A 16908-nucleotide genomic window follows, 5' to 3' on the forward strand; every position below is an offset into this window, starting at 1 on the left:
ATGACCGCTATCCAGTGGAGCGACGGCGCTCCCATCTACCGCCAGCTGAAGGAGCGTGTCGTCGCGATGATGCTCGACGGCGTGCTCAAGCCCGGCGACGCCCTGCCCTCTGTGCGGCAGGTCGCTGCTGACTACCAGCTCAATCCAATCACCGTCTCGCGCGCCTACCAGGAGTTGGCGGACGAGGCTCTCGTCGAAAAACGCAGGGGTCTGGGCATGTACGTGACCGAAGAGGCCGCAAGGAAACTGCTCGTCAACGAACGCGAACGCTTCCTCACCGAGGAGTGGCCGCTGGTGCTGGAACGCATCCTGCGCCTGGGACTCAGTACCGAGGAGCTGCTCAAGGCCGCACCGGCCCAGGGAGGTGCCCGATGAACGCCGTGACCACCACCGCAACCGACACCGTGGTGCGCGCCAGCCAGCTGCGCAAGGTCTACAAGAACAAGGTCGCGCTGGACGGCACCTCGTTCGAGATCCCGGCCGGCCGGATCATCGGTCTGATCGGGCCCAACGGCGCCGGCAAGACCACCGCCCTCAAGGCGATGCTCGGGTTGATCCCGTTCGAGGGCCAGATGAGCGTGATCGGCCGCGACCCGCGCACCGAACGCGACGAGCTGATGCGCGACGTGTGCTTCATCGCCGACGTCGCCGTGCTGCCGCGCTGGATCCGTGTCTCCGAGGCGATCGAGTTCGTCGCCGGGGTCCACCCCCGCTTCGACCGCGCCCGCTGCGAGCGCTTCCTCAAAGGCACCCAGCTCAAGCCGCAGATGAAGGTCCGCGAGCTGTCCAAGGGCATGATCGTGCAGCTGCACCTGGCCCTGGTGATGGCCATCGACGCGCGCCTGTTGGTGCTCGACGAACCCACGCTCGGGCTGGACATCCTCTACCGCAAGCAGTTCTACCAGCGCCTGCTGGAGGACTACTTCGACGAGGACAAGACCATCCTCATCACCACCCACCAGGTGGAGGAGGTCGAGCACATCCTCACCGACGTGATGTTCATCCGCGACGGCAAGATCGTGCTCGACACCGAGATGGACACCCTCGGCGAGCGCTTCACCGAGGTGATGGTCAACGCCGACAGTGCCGACGCCGCCCGCGCTCTCAAGCCGGTCGACGAGCGCACCCTGCCCTTCGGCAAGACCGTGATGCTGTTCGACAACATCCCGCGCGACCAGCTGTCCGGCCTGGGTGAAACCCGAACGCCCGGCCTGGCCGATCTGTTTGTCGCCACCATGAAGGGGACATACGCATGAACGCCCTCGACAACACCCTGCCCGCCGCACCGCGCGCGGCCGCGACGACCCACCCGACCCACAAGTTCAAGCTGCTGCTCAAGCGCGAGTTCTGGGAGCACAAGGGCGGCTTCTTCTGGGCCCCGGTGATTGCCGGCGGCATCTCGCTCGTGCTGACCCTGATGGCGATCATCGTCGGCCTGGTCGCAGCGCGGCGCGCCGCCGACGCCGGCCATCTCGAACTGGACGGCATCAACGTCAGCGGGCTCGACCTGGGCCAGCTCACGCAGCAGATGAGCCCGCAGAACATGGCGGAGTTCGCCAACGGCATCAACCTCAGCCTGGTGCTGGGATCGTCCTGGCCCTTCATCGTCCTGGCCTTCGTGGTCTTCTTCTACAGCCTTGGCGCGCTGTATGACGAGCGCAAGGACCGCAGCGTGCTGTTCTGGAAGTCGCTACCGCTGTCGGACACCGAGACGGTGCTGTCGAAGGTCGCAAGCGCCGTGCTGGTCGCCCCGGCCATCGCCGTGGGCGTGGCCATCCTCACCATGTTCGCCTTCATGGTGATGATCAGCGCGGTGGTCGTGATGCACGGCGGCAACGCGTGGACGCTGATCTGGGGCCCCGCCAGCCCGATGGGCATCATCGCCGGGCACCTGGCCTGGATCCCGGTGTACGCCCTGTGGGCACTGCCGACCGTCGGCTGGCTGCTGCTTTGCTCGGTGTGGGCCCGCAGCGCGCCGTTCCTCTGGGCGGTGATGGTGCCGGTGGTCGCCGGGGTGCTGGTCAGCTGGTTCAAGCTGATGGACCTGTTCAACCTGGACGCCTCGTGGTTCTGGACCAACATCGTGGGCCGCGCGCTGCTCGGCACCGTGCCGGCCATCGACCAGGTCTACCGCGACGACTTCTCCGAGTCGGTGACCAACAGCGGGCTGGAGAACCTGGTGGGCGACATGTCGTTCACCCACCAGATCGCAAGCCTGTCGATGCCCGACCTGTGGATCGGCGCCATCGCCGGCGCGGCAATGATCTTCGCGGCGATCCGGTTGCGCCGCTGGCGCGACGAAGGCTGAGCCCGGCCCACCACCTCCTCATGCACCAAGGGAATGCCATGAACACCACTCCACGCATCGCGCTCTTCACCTGCCTGGCCATTGCACCGTTCATGGCCGCCTGCAGCGCCGACGAACCAACCGCATCGCAGGCCGCGCAGGCCCAGCAGCAGGGCACGGACGCCCCCCGCACCGCCCTCGGCCGGACCGTCGAGAACGCCCTGCGGGAGGCCCGCGAGGAAATGGCCACCGGCAACATCGGCGTCGGCGGCGACATGGACATCCATGTCGGCGGCACCAACGTCACCCGCAAGTCGCCGCGCGACGCCGACGGCAATCCGCTGCCCAAGGCCGAGATCAGCCCCGCCGGCGACCTGCTGATCGATGGCCGTACGGTAGCCGTGACCGACGAACAGCGGGCGCTCCTGCTGGACTACCGCGGCCACGTGGTGGACATGATCGAGGCCGGCATGACGATCGGCGTCAAGGGTGCCGACCTGGGCATGCAGGCGGCAGGCGAGGCGCTGAAGAACGTCTTCACCGGCGGCGGCAAGGACTTCGAGCAGCGGATCGACGCCGAGGCGGCGCTGATCGAGGCCGAGGCGATGAAGTTGTGTGACTCGCTGCCGGCGATGCTGCGCACGCAGGACCAATTGGCCGCCTCGCTGCCGGAGTTCCGCCCCTACGCGACGATGGAGGCGAGCGACGTCGAGGACTGCCGCAACGGAAGCAACGACAAGCTGCAACACGCCGGTGTCCGTGAGGACATCCGGGGCAGCATCCGCGAGGCCGTCCAGTCGGCGGTCGCCGGGCGAGCTCCCGTTGCGGACGACGAAGAGGCCGAGCTCGACGCGGCTGCAGCCGCCGAAGCCGCTTCGCAGTAACCCGGGGTCAGCCCTGGATCCCGCCGCGGGTCAGCGCGGCGGGGTCAAGCAGGCGGCGCAGTTCCTTCGCCGACATTCCCGTCGCCTCCACCGCCACCTCAAGCACGGGCCTGCCCTCGCGGTAGGCCTGTTTTGCGATTGCGGCCGCCTTCTCGTAGCCGATCACCGGGTTCAGCGCGGTCACCAGGATCGGGTTGCGGTCCAGCGCCTCGGCGACCTTGTCGCGGCGCACCACCAGCCCGTCGATGGTGGTGTCAGCCAGCAGCCGCATGACGTTTGCCAACAGGCGGATCGAGTCGAGCAGGTTGGCCGCGATCAGCGGCAGCATCACGTTGAGCTGGAAATTGCCGCTCTGCCCCGCCACGGTGATCGCGGCGTGGTGGCCGATCACCTGCGCGCAGACCATGCACGCGGCTTCCGGTACCACCGGGTTGACCTTGCCCGGCATGATCGAGCTGCCCGGCTGCAGCGCCGGCAGTTCGACCTCCCCCAGCCCTGCAAGCGGCCCCGAGTTCATCCAGCGCAGATCGTTGGCGATCTTCATCAGCGCCACCGCCAGCGCGTTGAGCTGGCCCGACAGCTCGACCGCGTCGTCCTGGGAGGCAAGGCCCTCGAACTTGTTGTCGGCCGACTCGAAGCGCGTACCGGCCAGCCGGGACAAGGCCCGGGCCATCGCGGTGCCGAATCGCGGGTCGGCGTTGATGCCGGTTCCGATTGCGGTCCCGCCGATCGGCAGGCGCCGCAGCCTCTTCAACGCGTCTTCGATGCGCGCCTGTCCGGAAGCCAGCTGCGCCGACCAGGTGCCCAGCTCCTGGCCGAAGGTCAACGGCATGGCATCCATCAGGTGGGTGCGCCCGGTCTTGGCGACCTTGCCGAGCGCGCGACCGCGGCGGTCGATGGTCCGGCGCAGGTGGCGGACCGCCGGCAGGAGGTCTTCGGTAACGGCCAGCTGGGCGGCGACGCGCAGCGCGGTGGGGATCACGTCGTTGGAGCTCTGGCCCAGGTTGACGTCGTCATTGGGGTGCACGGCCCTGCCCCGCACGCCGCGCGAGGCGAGCGTCGCGATGACCTCGTTGGCATTCATGTTGCTGGAGGTGCCCGACCCGGTCTGGAAAACGTCGACCGGGAACTGGCTGTCATGGTCGCCGGCCGCCACCGCGCGCGCGGCCTTGCCGATGGCCTTCGCGCGGTTCGCGGGGAGCAGCCCTAGCCCACCGTTGACCTCGGCGGCCGCGGCCTTGACCAGTCCCAGCGCACGGATGAAGCCACGCGGCATCGGCTGGCCGGAGATCGGGAAGTTTTCCACCGCGCGCTGCGTCTGCGCTCCCCACAACGCTTCGGCGGGCACCTGCAACTCGCCCATGCTGTCGTGCTCGATGCGGTAATCCTGGCTTGCCATCGTCGTCCTCCTCGGGTCGTCCCGAGCATACGCGCGGGATGTAAAGGCGCAGCAGCCGCGGGGCTGCTGTCGCCGCCCCGCGCTAGAATGCGCGACTGTCCACACGTGCCGCCTCCCCCATGCCCGCCAACGTCGAAACCCAGCTGCTCGCCCTTTCCCCGCTCGACGGCCGCTATGCCGGAAAGGTCGATGCACTGCGCCCGGTCTTCTCGGAGTACGGGCTGATCCGGGCGCGGGTCCGGGTCGAGATCGAGTGGCTGTTGGCGCTCGCGGCCGAACCCGCGATCATCGAACTCAAACCCTTCTCGGATGCGGCCGTCGCACGCCTGCGCGCGCTGGCCGACGGGTTGTCGGTGGCGGACGCGGCGCGGGTCAAGGAGATCGAGCGCACCACCAACCACGACGTCAAGGCGGTGGAGTACCTGATCAAGGAGCGTCTCAAGGACGACGCAGGCGAGCTGTCCGGCGAGCTAGGCCCGGCGCTGGAGTTCGTGCACTTTGCCTGCACGTCCGAGGACATCAACAACCTGTCGTATTCGCTGATGCTGGCGGAGGCGCGGGAGTCGGTGATGCTGCCGAAGCTGGACGCGCTGATCGACACGCTGCGCGCGATGGCACACGAGCATGCCGCCCTGCCGATGCTCTCGCGCACGCACGGCCAGACCGCCTCGCCCACCACCGTCGGCAAGGAGCTGGCGAACGTGGTCGCCCGCCTGCGCCGCCAGCGCGAGACGCTGGCCGCCGCGCCGATGCCGGGCAAGATCAACGGCGCGGTCGGCAATTACAACGCCCATCTCGCGGCCTACCCCGACCTGGACTGGCATGCGTTCGCCGAACGCTTCGTCCGGTCGCTGGGCCTGGACTGGCAGCCGTACACGACCCAGATCGAGCCGCACGACGGCATCGCCGAGGTCTGCGATGCACAGCGCCGGATCGACACCGTCTGCATCGACCTGTGCCGTGACATCTGGGGCTATATCTCGCTGGGGTACTTCAAGCAGGCCGTGAAGGCGGGCGAAGTCGGCAGCTCGACGATGCCGCACAAGGTCAACCCGATCGACTTCGAGAACGCCGAGGGCAACTTCGGCATCGCAAACGCGCTGTTCGAGCATTTCGCCGCCAAGCTGCCGGTCAGCCGCTGGCAGCGCGACCTCACCGATTCCACCGTGCTGCGGGCGCTGGGCACTGCGTTCGGCCATGCGCTGATCGGCTTCGACGCGCTGATGCGCGGACTGGGCAAGCTGTCGACCAACCCCGAGCGCCTGGCGGCCGACCTCGACGCATCGTGGGAAGTGCTGGCCGAGGCCGTGCAGACGGTCATGCGCCGCCACGGCCTTCCCAACCCCTACGAACAGCTCAAGGCACTGACCCGCGGCCACGGCATCAACGAGGCCTCGATGCGCGAGTTCATCGGCGGCCTCGACCTGCCCGGCGACGCAAAGCAGCGCCTGCTCGACATGACCCCGGCCAGCTACACCGGCCGCGCCGAACAGCTCGCCCGGGAGGCCTGAGATGGCCGCGCGCGCGCGACGGGCGCCGTCGAAGGCGCGTCCCACGGCCGGCCCGGCGTTCGAGGTCGACGGCTCCGCCCTTCCCCCGCTGGGCATGCCGCCGGAGGAGTTCCTGCGTGACTACTGGCAGAAGCGGCCGCTGCTGATCCGCAATGCGTTCCCCGGGTTCGAGTCGCCGATCCAGCCCGAGGACCTGGCCGGCCTCGCCTGCGAGGAGGTCGCGTTGTCGCGGATCGTCGCGCACGATGCCGCGGATGACCGCTGGATGCTGCGCCACGGTCCGTTCCCCGAAGAGATGTTCCCGGACATGCCCGACCACGACTGGACCCTGCTGGTCCAGGACGTGGACAAATGGGATGCCGACATCGCCGCGCTGGTCGAGCACTTCGGGTTCCTGCCGCGCTGGCGCATCGACGACGTGATGGTGTCCTTCGCCGCGCCGGGCGGCTCGGTCGGCGCCCATGTGGACCAGTACGACGTATTCCTGCTGCAGGCGCAGGGCCAGCGCCGCTGGCAGATCGACGCCAGCGTGGCGCTGGGCAAGCCGGCCCCGCCGCTGGACTTCCGCCCCGACGTCGACCTGCGCCTGCTGCAGCGCTTCTCGCCCACGCACGAGTGGGTGCTCGGTCCCGGCGACATGTTGTACCTGCCCCCGGGCGTGCCCCACCACGGCGTAGCAGTCGACGCCTGCCTGACGTTCTCGCTGGGCATGCGCGCCCCCTCCGCCGCCGAGCTGCTCGGTGACTTCGTCGACACGCTGGCGGCGGAGGCCGACGACGCGCTGCGTTACAGGGATGCCGACCTTGCGCCGGCGAAGAGCCCGGGCGAGATCGACGCTGCCGCAATGGAGCGCGTGGTCGAGGCACTCAACCTGCTGCGGATGAATGACCCGGACCGCCTTGGCGACTGGTTCGGACGCTTCATCACCGTCTACCGCAGCGGCGGACAGGTCGCGCCCGGCGACGACCCGCGGTCGCGGATCGAGGTCGAATGGGACCTACAGCACGGCGCAAGCCTGCGCAGGCATCCGTTCTCGCGCATGGCTTGGCGCAAGGCACGGCGAGGCGCGCGACTCTACGTCAACGGTGTAGAGCACCCGCTGCCGGCACGCGACGCCGCCCGCATAGCCGACAACGCGGTGTTGGACGGGCGGCTCTATGCGAGCCTGTCCGAAGCAGGCCGCGACCGGGTGATCGAGTTGATGCAGGAAGGCCACTACCAGCTCGACCTGGGCGACGACGCGCAATGACCGCCCCTGCCTTCACCGTCCGGGCGGTTGACTACGAAGCGGGTCTGCCGGCGCTGCGCCACGTGCGCGAGACCGTGTTCGTGCAGGAACAGGGCGTGCCGCTGGCGCTGGAGTGGGACGAGCTGGACCCGCTCTGCCACCACGTCGTCGCGGTGGACGCCGACGGAAACCCGGTCGGCACCGGCCGGCTGACTCCGAACCACACCATCGGCCGGATGGCCGTGCTGTCGGACTGGCGCGGCCGCGGCGTCGGCGACGCACTGCTGTCGGCCCTGGTCGACCAGGCCCGACAGCGGGGCTGGCGCGAGCTGTCGCTGCACGCCCAGGTAACCGCGCTGGGGTTTTACGCCCGGCACGGCTTCCTGCCGGTGGACGAGCGGTTCGTCGAAGCCGGGATCGAGCACCAGTCGATGCGGACCCTTGTCGACGCCGACAACCCGGTCGGGTCACGCGAGGCGGCGGTCGCGGCAGCGCTTGGCGTGATCGCCGGTGCTCGGCGCCAGTTGGACCTCTACAGTCGCGACCTCGACCCCGGCCTGTTCGACGTTCCCGAGGTGGTGGCCGCGATGAGGCGTCTGGCCACGAGCGGAGCCGAGATCCGCATCCTGTTGCAGGACCCCGGCGAGCCGCGACGCAAGCTCGCGCCGCTGGTAAACCTCGGCCAGCGCCTGCCCACCGCCTTCGCGTTCCGCGCGATCGAGGAACCCACCGACCGGGTCTACCCGTCCGCCTACGTGGTCAATGACCGCGGCGGGTTCTATTTCCGCCCGCTGGGCCATCGCTTCGAAGGCGAGACCCGCCTCGATGCCGGGGGCCGCGCCCGCCAGCTGCGCAATGCGTTCGACCCGGTCTGGGAGCGGGCACGACCCTGCACCGAACTGCGCGCCTTGCAGATCTGAGTATTTCAACGTGCCCCTTACGGCGCGTCGATGAACCCGACCGAACCGCGGAGCGCACGTTTCCGGAAACACTCCGTTCCGGCCGGTTTTACCACCCGGAAACGCTGGCCCGCGGGCTATAATTCCGGATCTTGAGCGCCTGAACAGCGGTCCAGCGACGCAATCAGGCGATTCCGCCTTCCCCACTCGAGTATTCCGTTGCCATTGTGGACAGTCTCCTGAAGCAGTTCTCCCAGTCTTCGCAGCTCGGCGCGAACGCGGCCTACATCGAAGACCTGTATGAGCAGTATCTGGTCGCGCCCGAGAGCGTGGGTCCGAAATGGCAGGCATATTTCGACACCTTCAAGGGTCGCGAGTCCGGTGACGTCCCCCATTCGGCGGTGATCCATTCCATCGCCGGCGCCGCAAGGCGCGGACAGGCGACGGCGGGAACCGGCGGTGGCGACGCCCGCGAACGCGCGGTCGGCAAGCTGATCACCGCCTACCGTTCGCGCGGTCACCTGGGTGCCAACCTGGATCCGCTCGGCCTGCTCGAGGCGCCCGATGCGCCCGACCTGGACCTCGGCTTCCACGGCCTGTCCGGCGGCGACCTGGGTGCGGAGTTCAGCACTGGCGGCGTTGCCGGCCATGAGCGCATGAAGCTGGGCGACCTGCTGGCGCGGCTGAAGGCGACCTACACCGGCTCGATCGGCGCGGAGTTCATGCACATCACCGACGCCGGCCAGCGTCGCTGGATCTACGAGCGCCTGGAAAAGGCCGGCGGCAACTACGGCCGCAGCGCGGATCAGAAGAAGCGCATCCTCGAGCGCCTGACCGCGGCGGAAGGCCTGGAGCGCTACCTCGGCACCAAGTACGTTGGCCAGAAGCGTTTCTCGCTGGAAGGCGGCGACGCACTGATCCCGCTGATGGATACCACCATCCAGCGCGCCGGCCGGCAGGGCATCCAGGACGTGGTCATCGGCATGGCCCACCGCGGCCGCCTCAACGTGCTGGTCAACACCCTCGGCAAGCCGCCGCGGCAGCTGTTCGACGAGTTCGAGGGCAAGTTCGAGCACGTCCACCACGACGTCGCCCACACCGGCGACGTGAAGTACCACATGGGCTTCTCGGCCGACATCGCCACCGACGGCGGCCCGGTCCACCTGGCCCTCGCCTTCAATCCCTCCCACCTCGAGATCGTCGACCCGGTGGTCGCCGGTTCGGTGCGTTCGCGCCAGACACGGCGCGGCGAGAAGGGGCGCGGCCAGGTGCTGCCGATCCTGATGCACGGCGACGCCGCGTTCGCCGGACAGGGCGTGGTGATGGAGCTGCTGCAGATGTCGCAGGCACGCGGCTTCTCGGTGGGCGGCACCGTACACATCGTCATCAACAACCAGGTCGGCTTCACCACCAGCGAGCGCCAGGACGCCCGTTCCACGCTGTACTGCACCGATGTCGCCAAGATGGTCGGCGCGCCCGTGCTGCACGTGAACGGTGACGATCCGGAGGCCGTGGTCTTCTGCGCCGAGCTGGCGCTGGACTTCCGCAACGAGTTCGGCAAGGACGTGGTCATCGACCTGGTCTGCTATCGCCGCCACGGCCACAACGAGGCCGACGAGCCGGCCGCGACCCAACCGCTGATGTACCAGGTCATCCGCAAGCACAAGACGCCGCGCGACCTCTACGCGCAGCGCCTGGTCGCCGAGGGCACGCTGGGCGACGACGATGTCAAGGCACTGGCCGACGCATACCGCGACAAGCTCGACGAGGGCGTCGTCACCACCGAGCTGGCTGACAGCCGCGATGACGAGTTCACCATCGACTGGTCGAAGTACCTGACCGGCAAGCTGTCGGACCCCGTCGACACCACCTTCGACCGAGCGGCGCTGGACGGCCTGGCGACTGCGATCAATGCGATCCCCGACGAGGTCAAGCTGCACGCCCGCGTCGCCAAGATCTACGAGGACCGCCGCCGCATGGCCACCGGCGAGCAGGCCGGTGACTGGGGCTTCGCCGAGAACCTGGCGTACGCCACGCTGCTCAGCGAAGGCTACAAGTTGCGCCTGGTGGGCCAGGACAGCGGCCGCGGCACCTTCTTCCACCGCCACGCGATCCTGCACGACCAGGCAACCGACGATTACCACCTGCCGCTGCGCCAGCTGGTCAAGAACCCGACCGACCTGACGATCATCGACTCGCTGCTCAGCGAGGAGGCGGTGATGGCGTTCGAGTACGGCTATTCGACCGCCGATCCGATGACGCTCGACATCTGGGAAGCCCAGTTCGGCGACTTCGCCAACGGCGCACAGGTGGTGATCGACCAGTTCCTGTCCTCCGGCGAAGCCAAGTGGGGCCGCCTGTGCGGGCTGGCGCTGTTCCTCCCGCACGGTTACGAGGGCCAGGGTCCGGAACACAGTTCGGCGCGCCTCGAGCGCTTCCTGCAGCTGTGTGCGCTCGACAACATGATGGTCTGCGTGCCCACCACCCCGGCGCAGGCGTACCACATGATCCGCCGGCAGATGCGCATGCCCACCCGCAAGCCGCTGGTGGTGATGACGCCCAAGTCGCTGCTGCGCCACAAGCTGGCGGTGTCCAGCATGGACGAGCTCGCCACCGGCAGCTTCCAGAAGCTGATTCCCGATGCCCGCGCCGACGCCAAGAAGGTCAAGCGCGTGGTGCTGTGTTCGGGCAAGGTCTATTACGACCTGCTCGAGGACATGGAAAAGCGCGGTGCCGATGACGTCGCCGTCCTGCGCGTGGAGCAGCTCTACCCGTTCCCGCGCGAGGAACTGGCGGCCGAGCTCGGCGGCTTCGGCAAGGCCGCCGACGTGGTCTGGTGCCAGGAAGAGCCGCAGAACCAGGGGGCGTGGTACCAGATCCGCCACCACCTGACCGCCTGCCTCGGCCCGAAGCAGTCGCTGCACTACGCCGGCCGGCTGCGTTCGCCGTCCCCGGCCGCCGGCCACTTCGCCGACCACGTCGCCGAACAGACCAAGCTGGTCGCCGACGCGCTGGTCAACCCGGTCCAGGGCGAGAACTGCCCCGAGTGACCGGCCACAACGCCCTTCGCCTTCCCCTTAACACGCCATCCAGGATGTCAGCCCCATGAGCACCGAGATCAAAGTTCCGGTCCTGCCCGAATCCGTTTCCGACGCCACCATCGCCACGTGGCACAAGAAGCCCGGCGACGCGGTCAGCCGGGACGAGAACCTGGTCGACCTCGAAACCGACAAGGTCGTGCTCGAGGTGCCCTCGCCGGTCGACGGCGTGCTCAAGGAGATCAAGTTCGACTCCGGCGCCACCGTGACCAGCGACCAGGTGCTGGCCATCGTCGAGGCGGGCGCCGCCGCCGCGAAGCAGGACGACTCCAAGGCGAAGTCCGACGCCAAGGCCGATCGGAAGAACGACGAGGCCGCCACCGCCGAAGCCAAGCCGGTCCAGGCCAAGGCCGAAGCCGCCAAGCCGGCGTCGAAGTCGGCCGCCGGCAACGACCTGCCTCCGGGAGCGCGCTTCACCGCCGCGAAGGAAGGCATCGATCCGTCGCAGGTCGAAGGCACCGGCCGTCGCGGCGCGGTCACCAAGGAGGACCTGCTGAACTACGCCAAGAATGCCGGCGTGGGCAAGGCCAGCGGCAACCGCGCCGAGGAGCGCGTGCCGATGACCCGGATGCGCGCCCGCATCGCCGAGCGCCTGATGCTGTCCAAGAATTCGACCGCGATGCTGACCTCCTCCAACGAGGTCAACATGAAGGCCGTCATGGACATGCGCAAGGCGCAGGGCGAGGCGTTCAAGAACGCCTACGGCATCAAGCTCGGCTTCATGAGCTTCTTCGTCAAGGCGGCCGCAAACGCGCTGCAGCGCTACCCGCTGGTCAATGCCTCGGTCGACGGCAACGACATCGTCTACCACGGCTATTCCGACATCTCCATCGCCGTCTCGACCGACAAGGGCCTGGTCACGCCGGTCCTGCGCAACGCCGAGTCGATGGGCTTCGCCGAGGTCGAGCAGGCCATCGACGGCTACGCCAAGGCCGCGCGCGAAGGTGGCCTGAAGCTGGAGGACCTGCAGGGCGGCACCTTCACGATCACCAACGGTGGCACCTTCGGCTCGCTGTTCTCGACCCCGATCATCAACCCGCCGCAGTCGGCCATCCTGGGCATGCATGCCATCAAGGAGCGCGCGATCGTCGAGAACGGCCAGGTGATCGCCGCGCCGATGATGTACATCGCGCTCAGCTACGACCACCGCATCATCGACGGCAAGGACGCTGTGCTGTTCTTGGTCGACATCAAGAACCAGCTCGAAAACCCGCACCGCATGCTGCTGGGCATGTAATTGCCCGCGCAAGCCCCGCCACGCGCGGGGCTTTTCGCAACGAGCCACAAGGATCATTGAAATGAGCGAACAGCAGAACTTCGACGTCGTCGTGATCGGTGCCGGCCCGGCCGGCTACCACGCGGCGATCCGCGCCGCGCAGCTGGGCCTGAAAACCGCGTGCATCGATGCCGCACTCGGCAAGGACGGCAAGCCGGCCCTCGGCGGCACCTGCCTGCGCGTGGGCTGCATCCCGTCCAAGGCGCTGCTCGACTCCTCGCGCCAGTTCTGGAACATGGGCCACCTGTTCGGCGACCACGGCATCAGCTTCAAGGACGCCAAGATGGACGTCGGCCAGATGGTTGGCCGCAAGGACAAGATCGTCAAGCAGTTCACCGGCGGCATCGCGATGCTGTTCAAGGCGAACAAGGTCAGCGCGTTTTACGGCTTCGGCACCCTGCACAAGGGCAACGTGGTCAAGGTCAAGCAGCACGACGGCAGCGAAGTCGAGCTCAAGGGCACCAACGTCGTCATCGCCGCCGGTTCGGATTCGATCGAGCTGCCGTTCGCGAAGTTCGACGGCGACACCATCGTCGACAACGTCGGCGCGCTGGACTTCACCGAGGTGCCCAAGCGCCTGGGCGTGATCGGCGCCGGCGTGATCGGCCTGGAGCTGGGCAGCGTGTGGAAGCGGCTGGGCGCCGAGGTGACGATCCTCGAGGCGATGCCCGACTTCCTCGCCGCGGCCGATGCCGAGGTCGCCAAGACCGCGGCGCGCGAGTTCAAGAAGCAGGGCCTGGAAATCAAGCTCGGCGCCAAGGTCTCCAAGGCCGAGGTCAAAGGCAAGGGCAAGTCGAAGGAAGTGCACCTGACCTACACCGACGACAAGGGCGAGCAGTCGATCGTGGTCGACAAGCTGCTGGTCGCGGTAGGCCGCAAGGCCGCCAGCAAGGGCCTGCTGGCCGAGGGCACCGGGGTCAAGCTGGACGACCGCGGCCGCATCGAGGTCGACGAGCATTGCCACACCGGCGTTGATGGCGTCTGGGCGGTGGGTGACTGCGTGCGCGGCCCGATGCTGGCGCACAAGGGCTTCGAGGAAGGCATCGCGGTCGCCGAACTGATCGCCGGCCTGCCGGGCCACGTCAACCTCGACACCATCCCGTGGGTCGTCTACACCGAGCCGGAGATCGCCTGGGTCGGCAAGACCGAGCAGCAGCTCAAGGACGAAGGTACCCCGTACAAGACCGGCAGCTTCCCGTTCGCGGCGATCGGCCGTGCGGTGGCGATGGGCGAGCCGGCCGGCTTCGTCAAGGTGATCGCACACGAGGAAACCGATCGCGTGCTGGGCATGCACCTGGTGGGCGTCGGCGTGTCCGAGCTGGTCCACGAAGGCGTGCTGACCATGGAGTTCAATGGCTCGTCGGACGACCTCGCCCGCATCTGCCACGCCCACCCGACCCTGTCGGAGGCGATCCACGATGCAGCGATGGCCGTCAGCAAGCGCGCCATCCACAAGGCGAACTGATCGCCTGAAACCAGCGTTGTTTGCGGCCGCTCCGGTGCGTCGTGTCTCGACGCGCGCACCGGAAGCCTGGATGACAACACGCGCAATAGATCACAACCCGGCCTGGACAGTGGCGATGCCGCTCGCGAGCGTGCTCGTGCTCGTCCTGTCCTGGCTGATGCCAGCGACGCCCGGCCTCGTGCCGCTGCTTGTCATCGGCCTGGGTGGCAGCGTCATCGCGTCCGTCCACCACGCCGAGGTCATCGCCCACCGGGTAGGCGAACCGTTCGGCACGCTGGTCCTCGCGCTGGCGGTGACGGTCATCGAGGTCGCGCTGATCGTCTCGATGATGCTCTCCGGCGGCGAGGCTACCAGCGCCCTCGCCCGCGACACCGTATTCGCCGCGGTCATGATCATCCTCAACGGCATCATCGGCCTCAGCCTGCTGGCAGGCGGGCGCCGCCACCACGAACAGGGTTTCGGGGTGAAGGGCGTGACGGCGGGCCTGGCGACGCTGACGGTCATCGTGATGTTCACCCTGGTGTTGCCCAACTACACCACCAGCCGGACCGGACCGGCCTTCACCTCCAGCCAGCTGATCTTCATCGCGGTGGTGACGCTCGTGCTGTTTGGCGGCTACACCTTCATCCAGACGGTTCGCCACCGCGACTACTTCCTTCCGCACGACGAAGAGAGCGAGGACAACCCGCGCGAGCACGCCGAGCCGCCCACCAGCCGCGAGGCCCTGGCGAGCCTGGGCATGCTGCTGGTGGCGCTGGTGGCCGTGGTACTGAGCGCGAAAGGCATCTCGCCGTCGATTGAATACCTGCTGGACGTCGTGGGAGCGCCCGCGGCGACGCTCGGCATCCTCATCGCCGGCATCGTCCTGCTGCCCGAGGGCGTGGCGGCGGTGCGCGCGGCGATCCACAACCGCCTGCAGACCAGCCTCAACCTTGCCATCGGATCCGCCATAGCCAGCATCGGGCTCACGGTGCCGACCGTGGCGGTCCTGTCGCTGGTGATGGGGTGGCCGCTCGCGCTCGGCCTGGACGACAAGTCCACCCTGCTGCTGGTGGTGACCCTGTTCGTCGCGTCGCTATCGCTGCGCACAGGACGCACCAACATCCTGCTTGGCCTGGTGCACATCGTGATGTTCGCCGCCTACCTCTTCCTCAGCTTCGTTCCCTGAGTCGCCCATGCGTTCGATCTGCGTCTACTGCGGTTCCAACAACGGCGCCCGCCCGGTCTACGCCGAGCACGCCGCGGCACTTGGCACGCGCCTTGCGGCCGATGGCGTGGCCGTCGTCTACGGCGGCGGTAACGTCGGGCTGATGGGCGTCGTGGCCGACGCGGCGCTTGCCGCCGGCGGCGAGGTCATCGGCGTGATCCCCGAGCAGCTCATGGGCTGGGAAGTGGCCCACACCGGGCTGACCCGGCTCGAGGTGGTCGCCAACATGCACCAGCGCAAGGCGCGCATGTTCGACCTGTCCGACGGCTTCGTCGCGCTGCCCGGCGGCTTCGGGACGCTCGACGAGATGTTCGAGATGCTCACCTGGCGCCAGCTCGGCATCGGCGACAAGCCGTGCGCCTTCCTCGACGTGGACGGCTTCTTCGAGCCGCTCGTGGCGATGATGGACCGCATGGTCGACGAGCGCTTCCTGCATCCCGACCAGCGCCGCGATCTCTGGCACGGCCGTGACCTGTCGGCGATGCTCGACTGGATGAATGCGTATCGGCCGGCCCGCGCCGACAAGTGGCTGGACGAGAAGCGGCGCAGCGCCCTGCGCTGACTCGCAACCTGTCCGCGGCAGGCCCGCGCGACGGGTTTGTCGCACAATGGAGCGTCCCCGCAACGGTGCCGCGCCGCATGTCCACCCCCGCCCGCTTCAACGCCTTCCGGATCCACAACGACTCCAGCCGGCCTGACGGCTATCGCAGCGGCATCGAGCAGGTTTCGCTCGATGACCTGTCGCCGGGCGAGGTCGTGATCAAGACCGCCTGGTCGTCGGTCAACTTCAAGGACGCGCTGGCGGGCACGGGTGAGGGCAAGATCCTGCGGCGTTTCCCGCTGGTCGGTGGCATCGACGTGGCCGGCCACGTGGTGGCCTCGACCGACCCGGCCTTCCGCGAGGGTGATCCGGTCGTCGTCACGGGTTGCGGGCTGAGCGAGACACGCGATGGTGGCTATGCCGAGTACGCCCGGCTGGAGGCACGCTGGGCGATACCGCTACCGGTCGGGCTCGACCTGCGCGAGAGCATGGTGATCGGCACTGCGGGCTTCACCGCGGCGCTCGCCCTGTACCGCATGCGCGACAACCGCCAGGTACCCGAGATGGGTCCGCTCGCGGTGACCGGCGCCAGCGGCGGCGTGGGCTCGCTCGCGGTCGACATCTTCAGCCGCGCCGGCTTCGAAGTGCATGCGGTCAGCGGCAAGGCGACCCAGCACGACTATCTGAAGTCGATCGGCGCCACCGAAGTGCTCGGCCGCGACGCCCTCGCCACCGGCCGGCCGATGGAGTCGGCCCGGTTCGGCGGCGGGCTGGACAACGTCGGCGGGCCGATGCTGTCGAGCCTGCTGGCGCAGACCGCACCCTACGGCAACGTCGCCAGTGCGGGCCTGGCCGCGTCGCCGGCGCTGGATGCGACCGTGATGCCCTTCATCATCCGTGGCGTTTCGCTGCTCGGCGTGGCCTCGGCGGGTACCGCGCGTGACATCCGCGAAGCGGTCTGGGCGCACCTGGCAAGCGACTGGAAGCCGCGCCACCTGGACCGGATCTGCACGCGCGAGGCCACGCTGGAGGAACTGCCGGGCGTCTTTTCAACCATGTTGGGCGGCGGCTCGCTCGGCCGGACGGTGGTGCGCATGTAGGCCGTTGGGGGCG

General features: G+C 68.3%; 14 protein-coding genes. 13 read left to right on the forward strand and 1 reads right to left on the reverse strand.

What is annotated here, in order from left to right; translation table 11 throughout:
• From KOD61_RS07415 to KOD61_RS07430, 4 genes are read left to right on the forward strand one after another with little or no spacing between them, the layout of a single operon-like run.
• Positions 1–375: a GntR family transcriptional regulator gene (locus KOD61_RS07415; protein ID WP_215218092.1), complete on the forward strand. Its 375-nt coding sequence runs from the start codon at positions 1–3 to the stop codon at positions 373–375.
• Positions 372–1256, forward strand: a complete 885-nt coding sequence (locus KOD61_RS07420; RefSeq protein ID WP_407074536.1) for an ABC transporter ATP-binding protein — start codon at positions 372–374, stop codon at positions 1254–1256. Before KOD61_RS07415 ends, KOD61_RS07420 begins: the two co-directional genes overlap by 4 nt.
• Entirely contained in the window at positions 1253–2308 is a 1056-nt protein-coding gene (locus KOD61_RS07425; protein WP_215218093.1) for a hypothetical protein, read from the forward strand. The genes KOD61_RS07420 and KOD61_RS07425 overlap by 4 nt, the downstream gene beginning before the upstream one ends.
• A 38-nt stretch (positions 2309–2346) precedes the next feature.
• A complete protein-coding gene (locus tag KOD61_RS07430) occupies positions 2347–3171 on the forward strand; it encodes a YggN family protein (RefSeq protein ID WP_215218094.1) in 825 nt (274 codons plus the stop codon).
• Positions 3172–3178: 7 nt separating this feature from the next.
• Here KOD61_RS07430 and KOD61_RS07435 read toward each other — a convergent pair whose 3' ends face one another.
• On the reverse strand, positions 3179–4570 hold the full coding sequence (locus KOD61_RS07435) for a class II fumarate hydratase (RefSeq protein WP_215218095.1): 1392 nt from the start codon (positions 4568–4570) through the stop codon (positions 3179–3181).
• A gap of 119 nt (positions 4571–4689) precedes the next feature.
• On the opposite strand from KOD61_RS07435, the gene purB reads away from it, so the two are divergent.
• The 9 genes from purB to KOD61_RS07480 all read left to right on the forward strand — a co-directional run bounded on the left by purB (position 4690) and on the right by KOD61_RS07480 (position 16895).
• On the forward strand, positions 4690–6081 hold the full coding sequence (gene purB, locus KOD61_RS07440; RefSeq protein WP_215218096.1) for an adenylosuccinate lyase: 1392 nt from the start codon (positions 4690–4692) through the stop codon (positions 6079–6081).
• Between the two features lies 1 nt (position 6082).
• The gene (locus KOD61_RS07445) at positions 6083–7330 is read left to right on the forward strand and encodes a cupin domain-containing protein (RefSeq protein ID WP_215218097.1); all 1248 of its coding nucleotides are present in this window, start codon (positions 6083–6085) and stop codon (positions 7328–7330) included.
• Complete coding sequence (locus KOD61_RS07450) at positions 7327–8229, forward strand: GNAT family N-acetyltransferase (RefSeq protein ID WP_215218098.1); 903 nt, start codon at positions 7327–7329, stop codon at positions 8227–8229. Before KOD61_RS07445 ends, KOD61_RS07450 begins: the two co-directional genes overlap by 4 nt.
• A 206-nt stretch (positions 8230–8435) precedes the next feature.
• Positions 8436–11258, forward strand: a complete 2823-nt coding sequence (locus tag KOD61_RS07455; protein WP_215218099.1) for a 2-oxoglutarate dehydrogenase E1 component — start codon at positions 8436–8438, stop codon at positions 11256–11258.
• Between the two features lie 55 nt (positions 11259–11313).
• Positions 11314–12543, forward strand: a complete 1230-nt coding sequence (gene sucB, locus KOD61_RS07460; protein WP_215218100.1) for a dihydrolipoyllysine-residue succinyltransferase — start codon at positions 11314–11316, stop codon at positions 12541–12543.
• Positions 12544–12604: 61 nt separating this feature from the next.
• A complete protein-coding gene (gene lpdA, locus KOD61_RS07465) occupies positions 12605–14047 on the forward strand; it encodes a dihydrolipoyl dehydrogenase (protein WP_215218101.1) in 1443 nt (480 codons plus the stop codon).
• A gap of 70 nt (positions 14048–14117) precedes the next feature.
• The gene (locus KOD61_RS07470; protein ID WP_251370546.1) at positions 14118–15215 is read left to right on the forward strand and encodes a calcium:proton antiporter; all 1098 of its coding nucleotides are present in this window, start codon (positions 14118–14120) and stop codon (positions 15213–15215) included.
• 7 nt (positions 15216–15222) lie between these two features.
• The gene (locus KOD61_RS07475; RefSeq protein ID WP_215218102.1) at positions 15223–15816 is read left to right on the forward strand and encodes an LOG family protein; all 594 of its coding nucleotides are present in this window, start codon (positions 15223–15225) and stop codon (positions 15814–15816) included.
• A 77-nt stretch (positions 15817–15893) separates the two neighbouring features.
• A complete protein-coding gene (locus KOD61_RS07480; protein ID WP_215218103.1) occupies positions 15894–16895 on the forward strand; it encodes a YhdH/YhfP family quinone oxidoreductase in 1002 nt (333 codons plus the stop codon).
• Positions 16896–16908 lie beyond the last annotated feature (13 nt).

The organism is Lysobacter luteus, from assembly GCF_907164845.1.
Taxonomy (GTDB): Bacteria; Pseudomonadota; Gammaproteobacteria; order Xanthomonadales; family Xanthomonadaceae; genus Novilysobacter; species Novilysobacter luteus.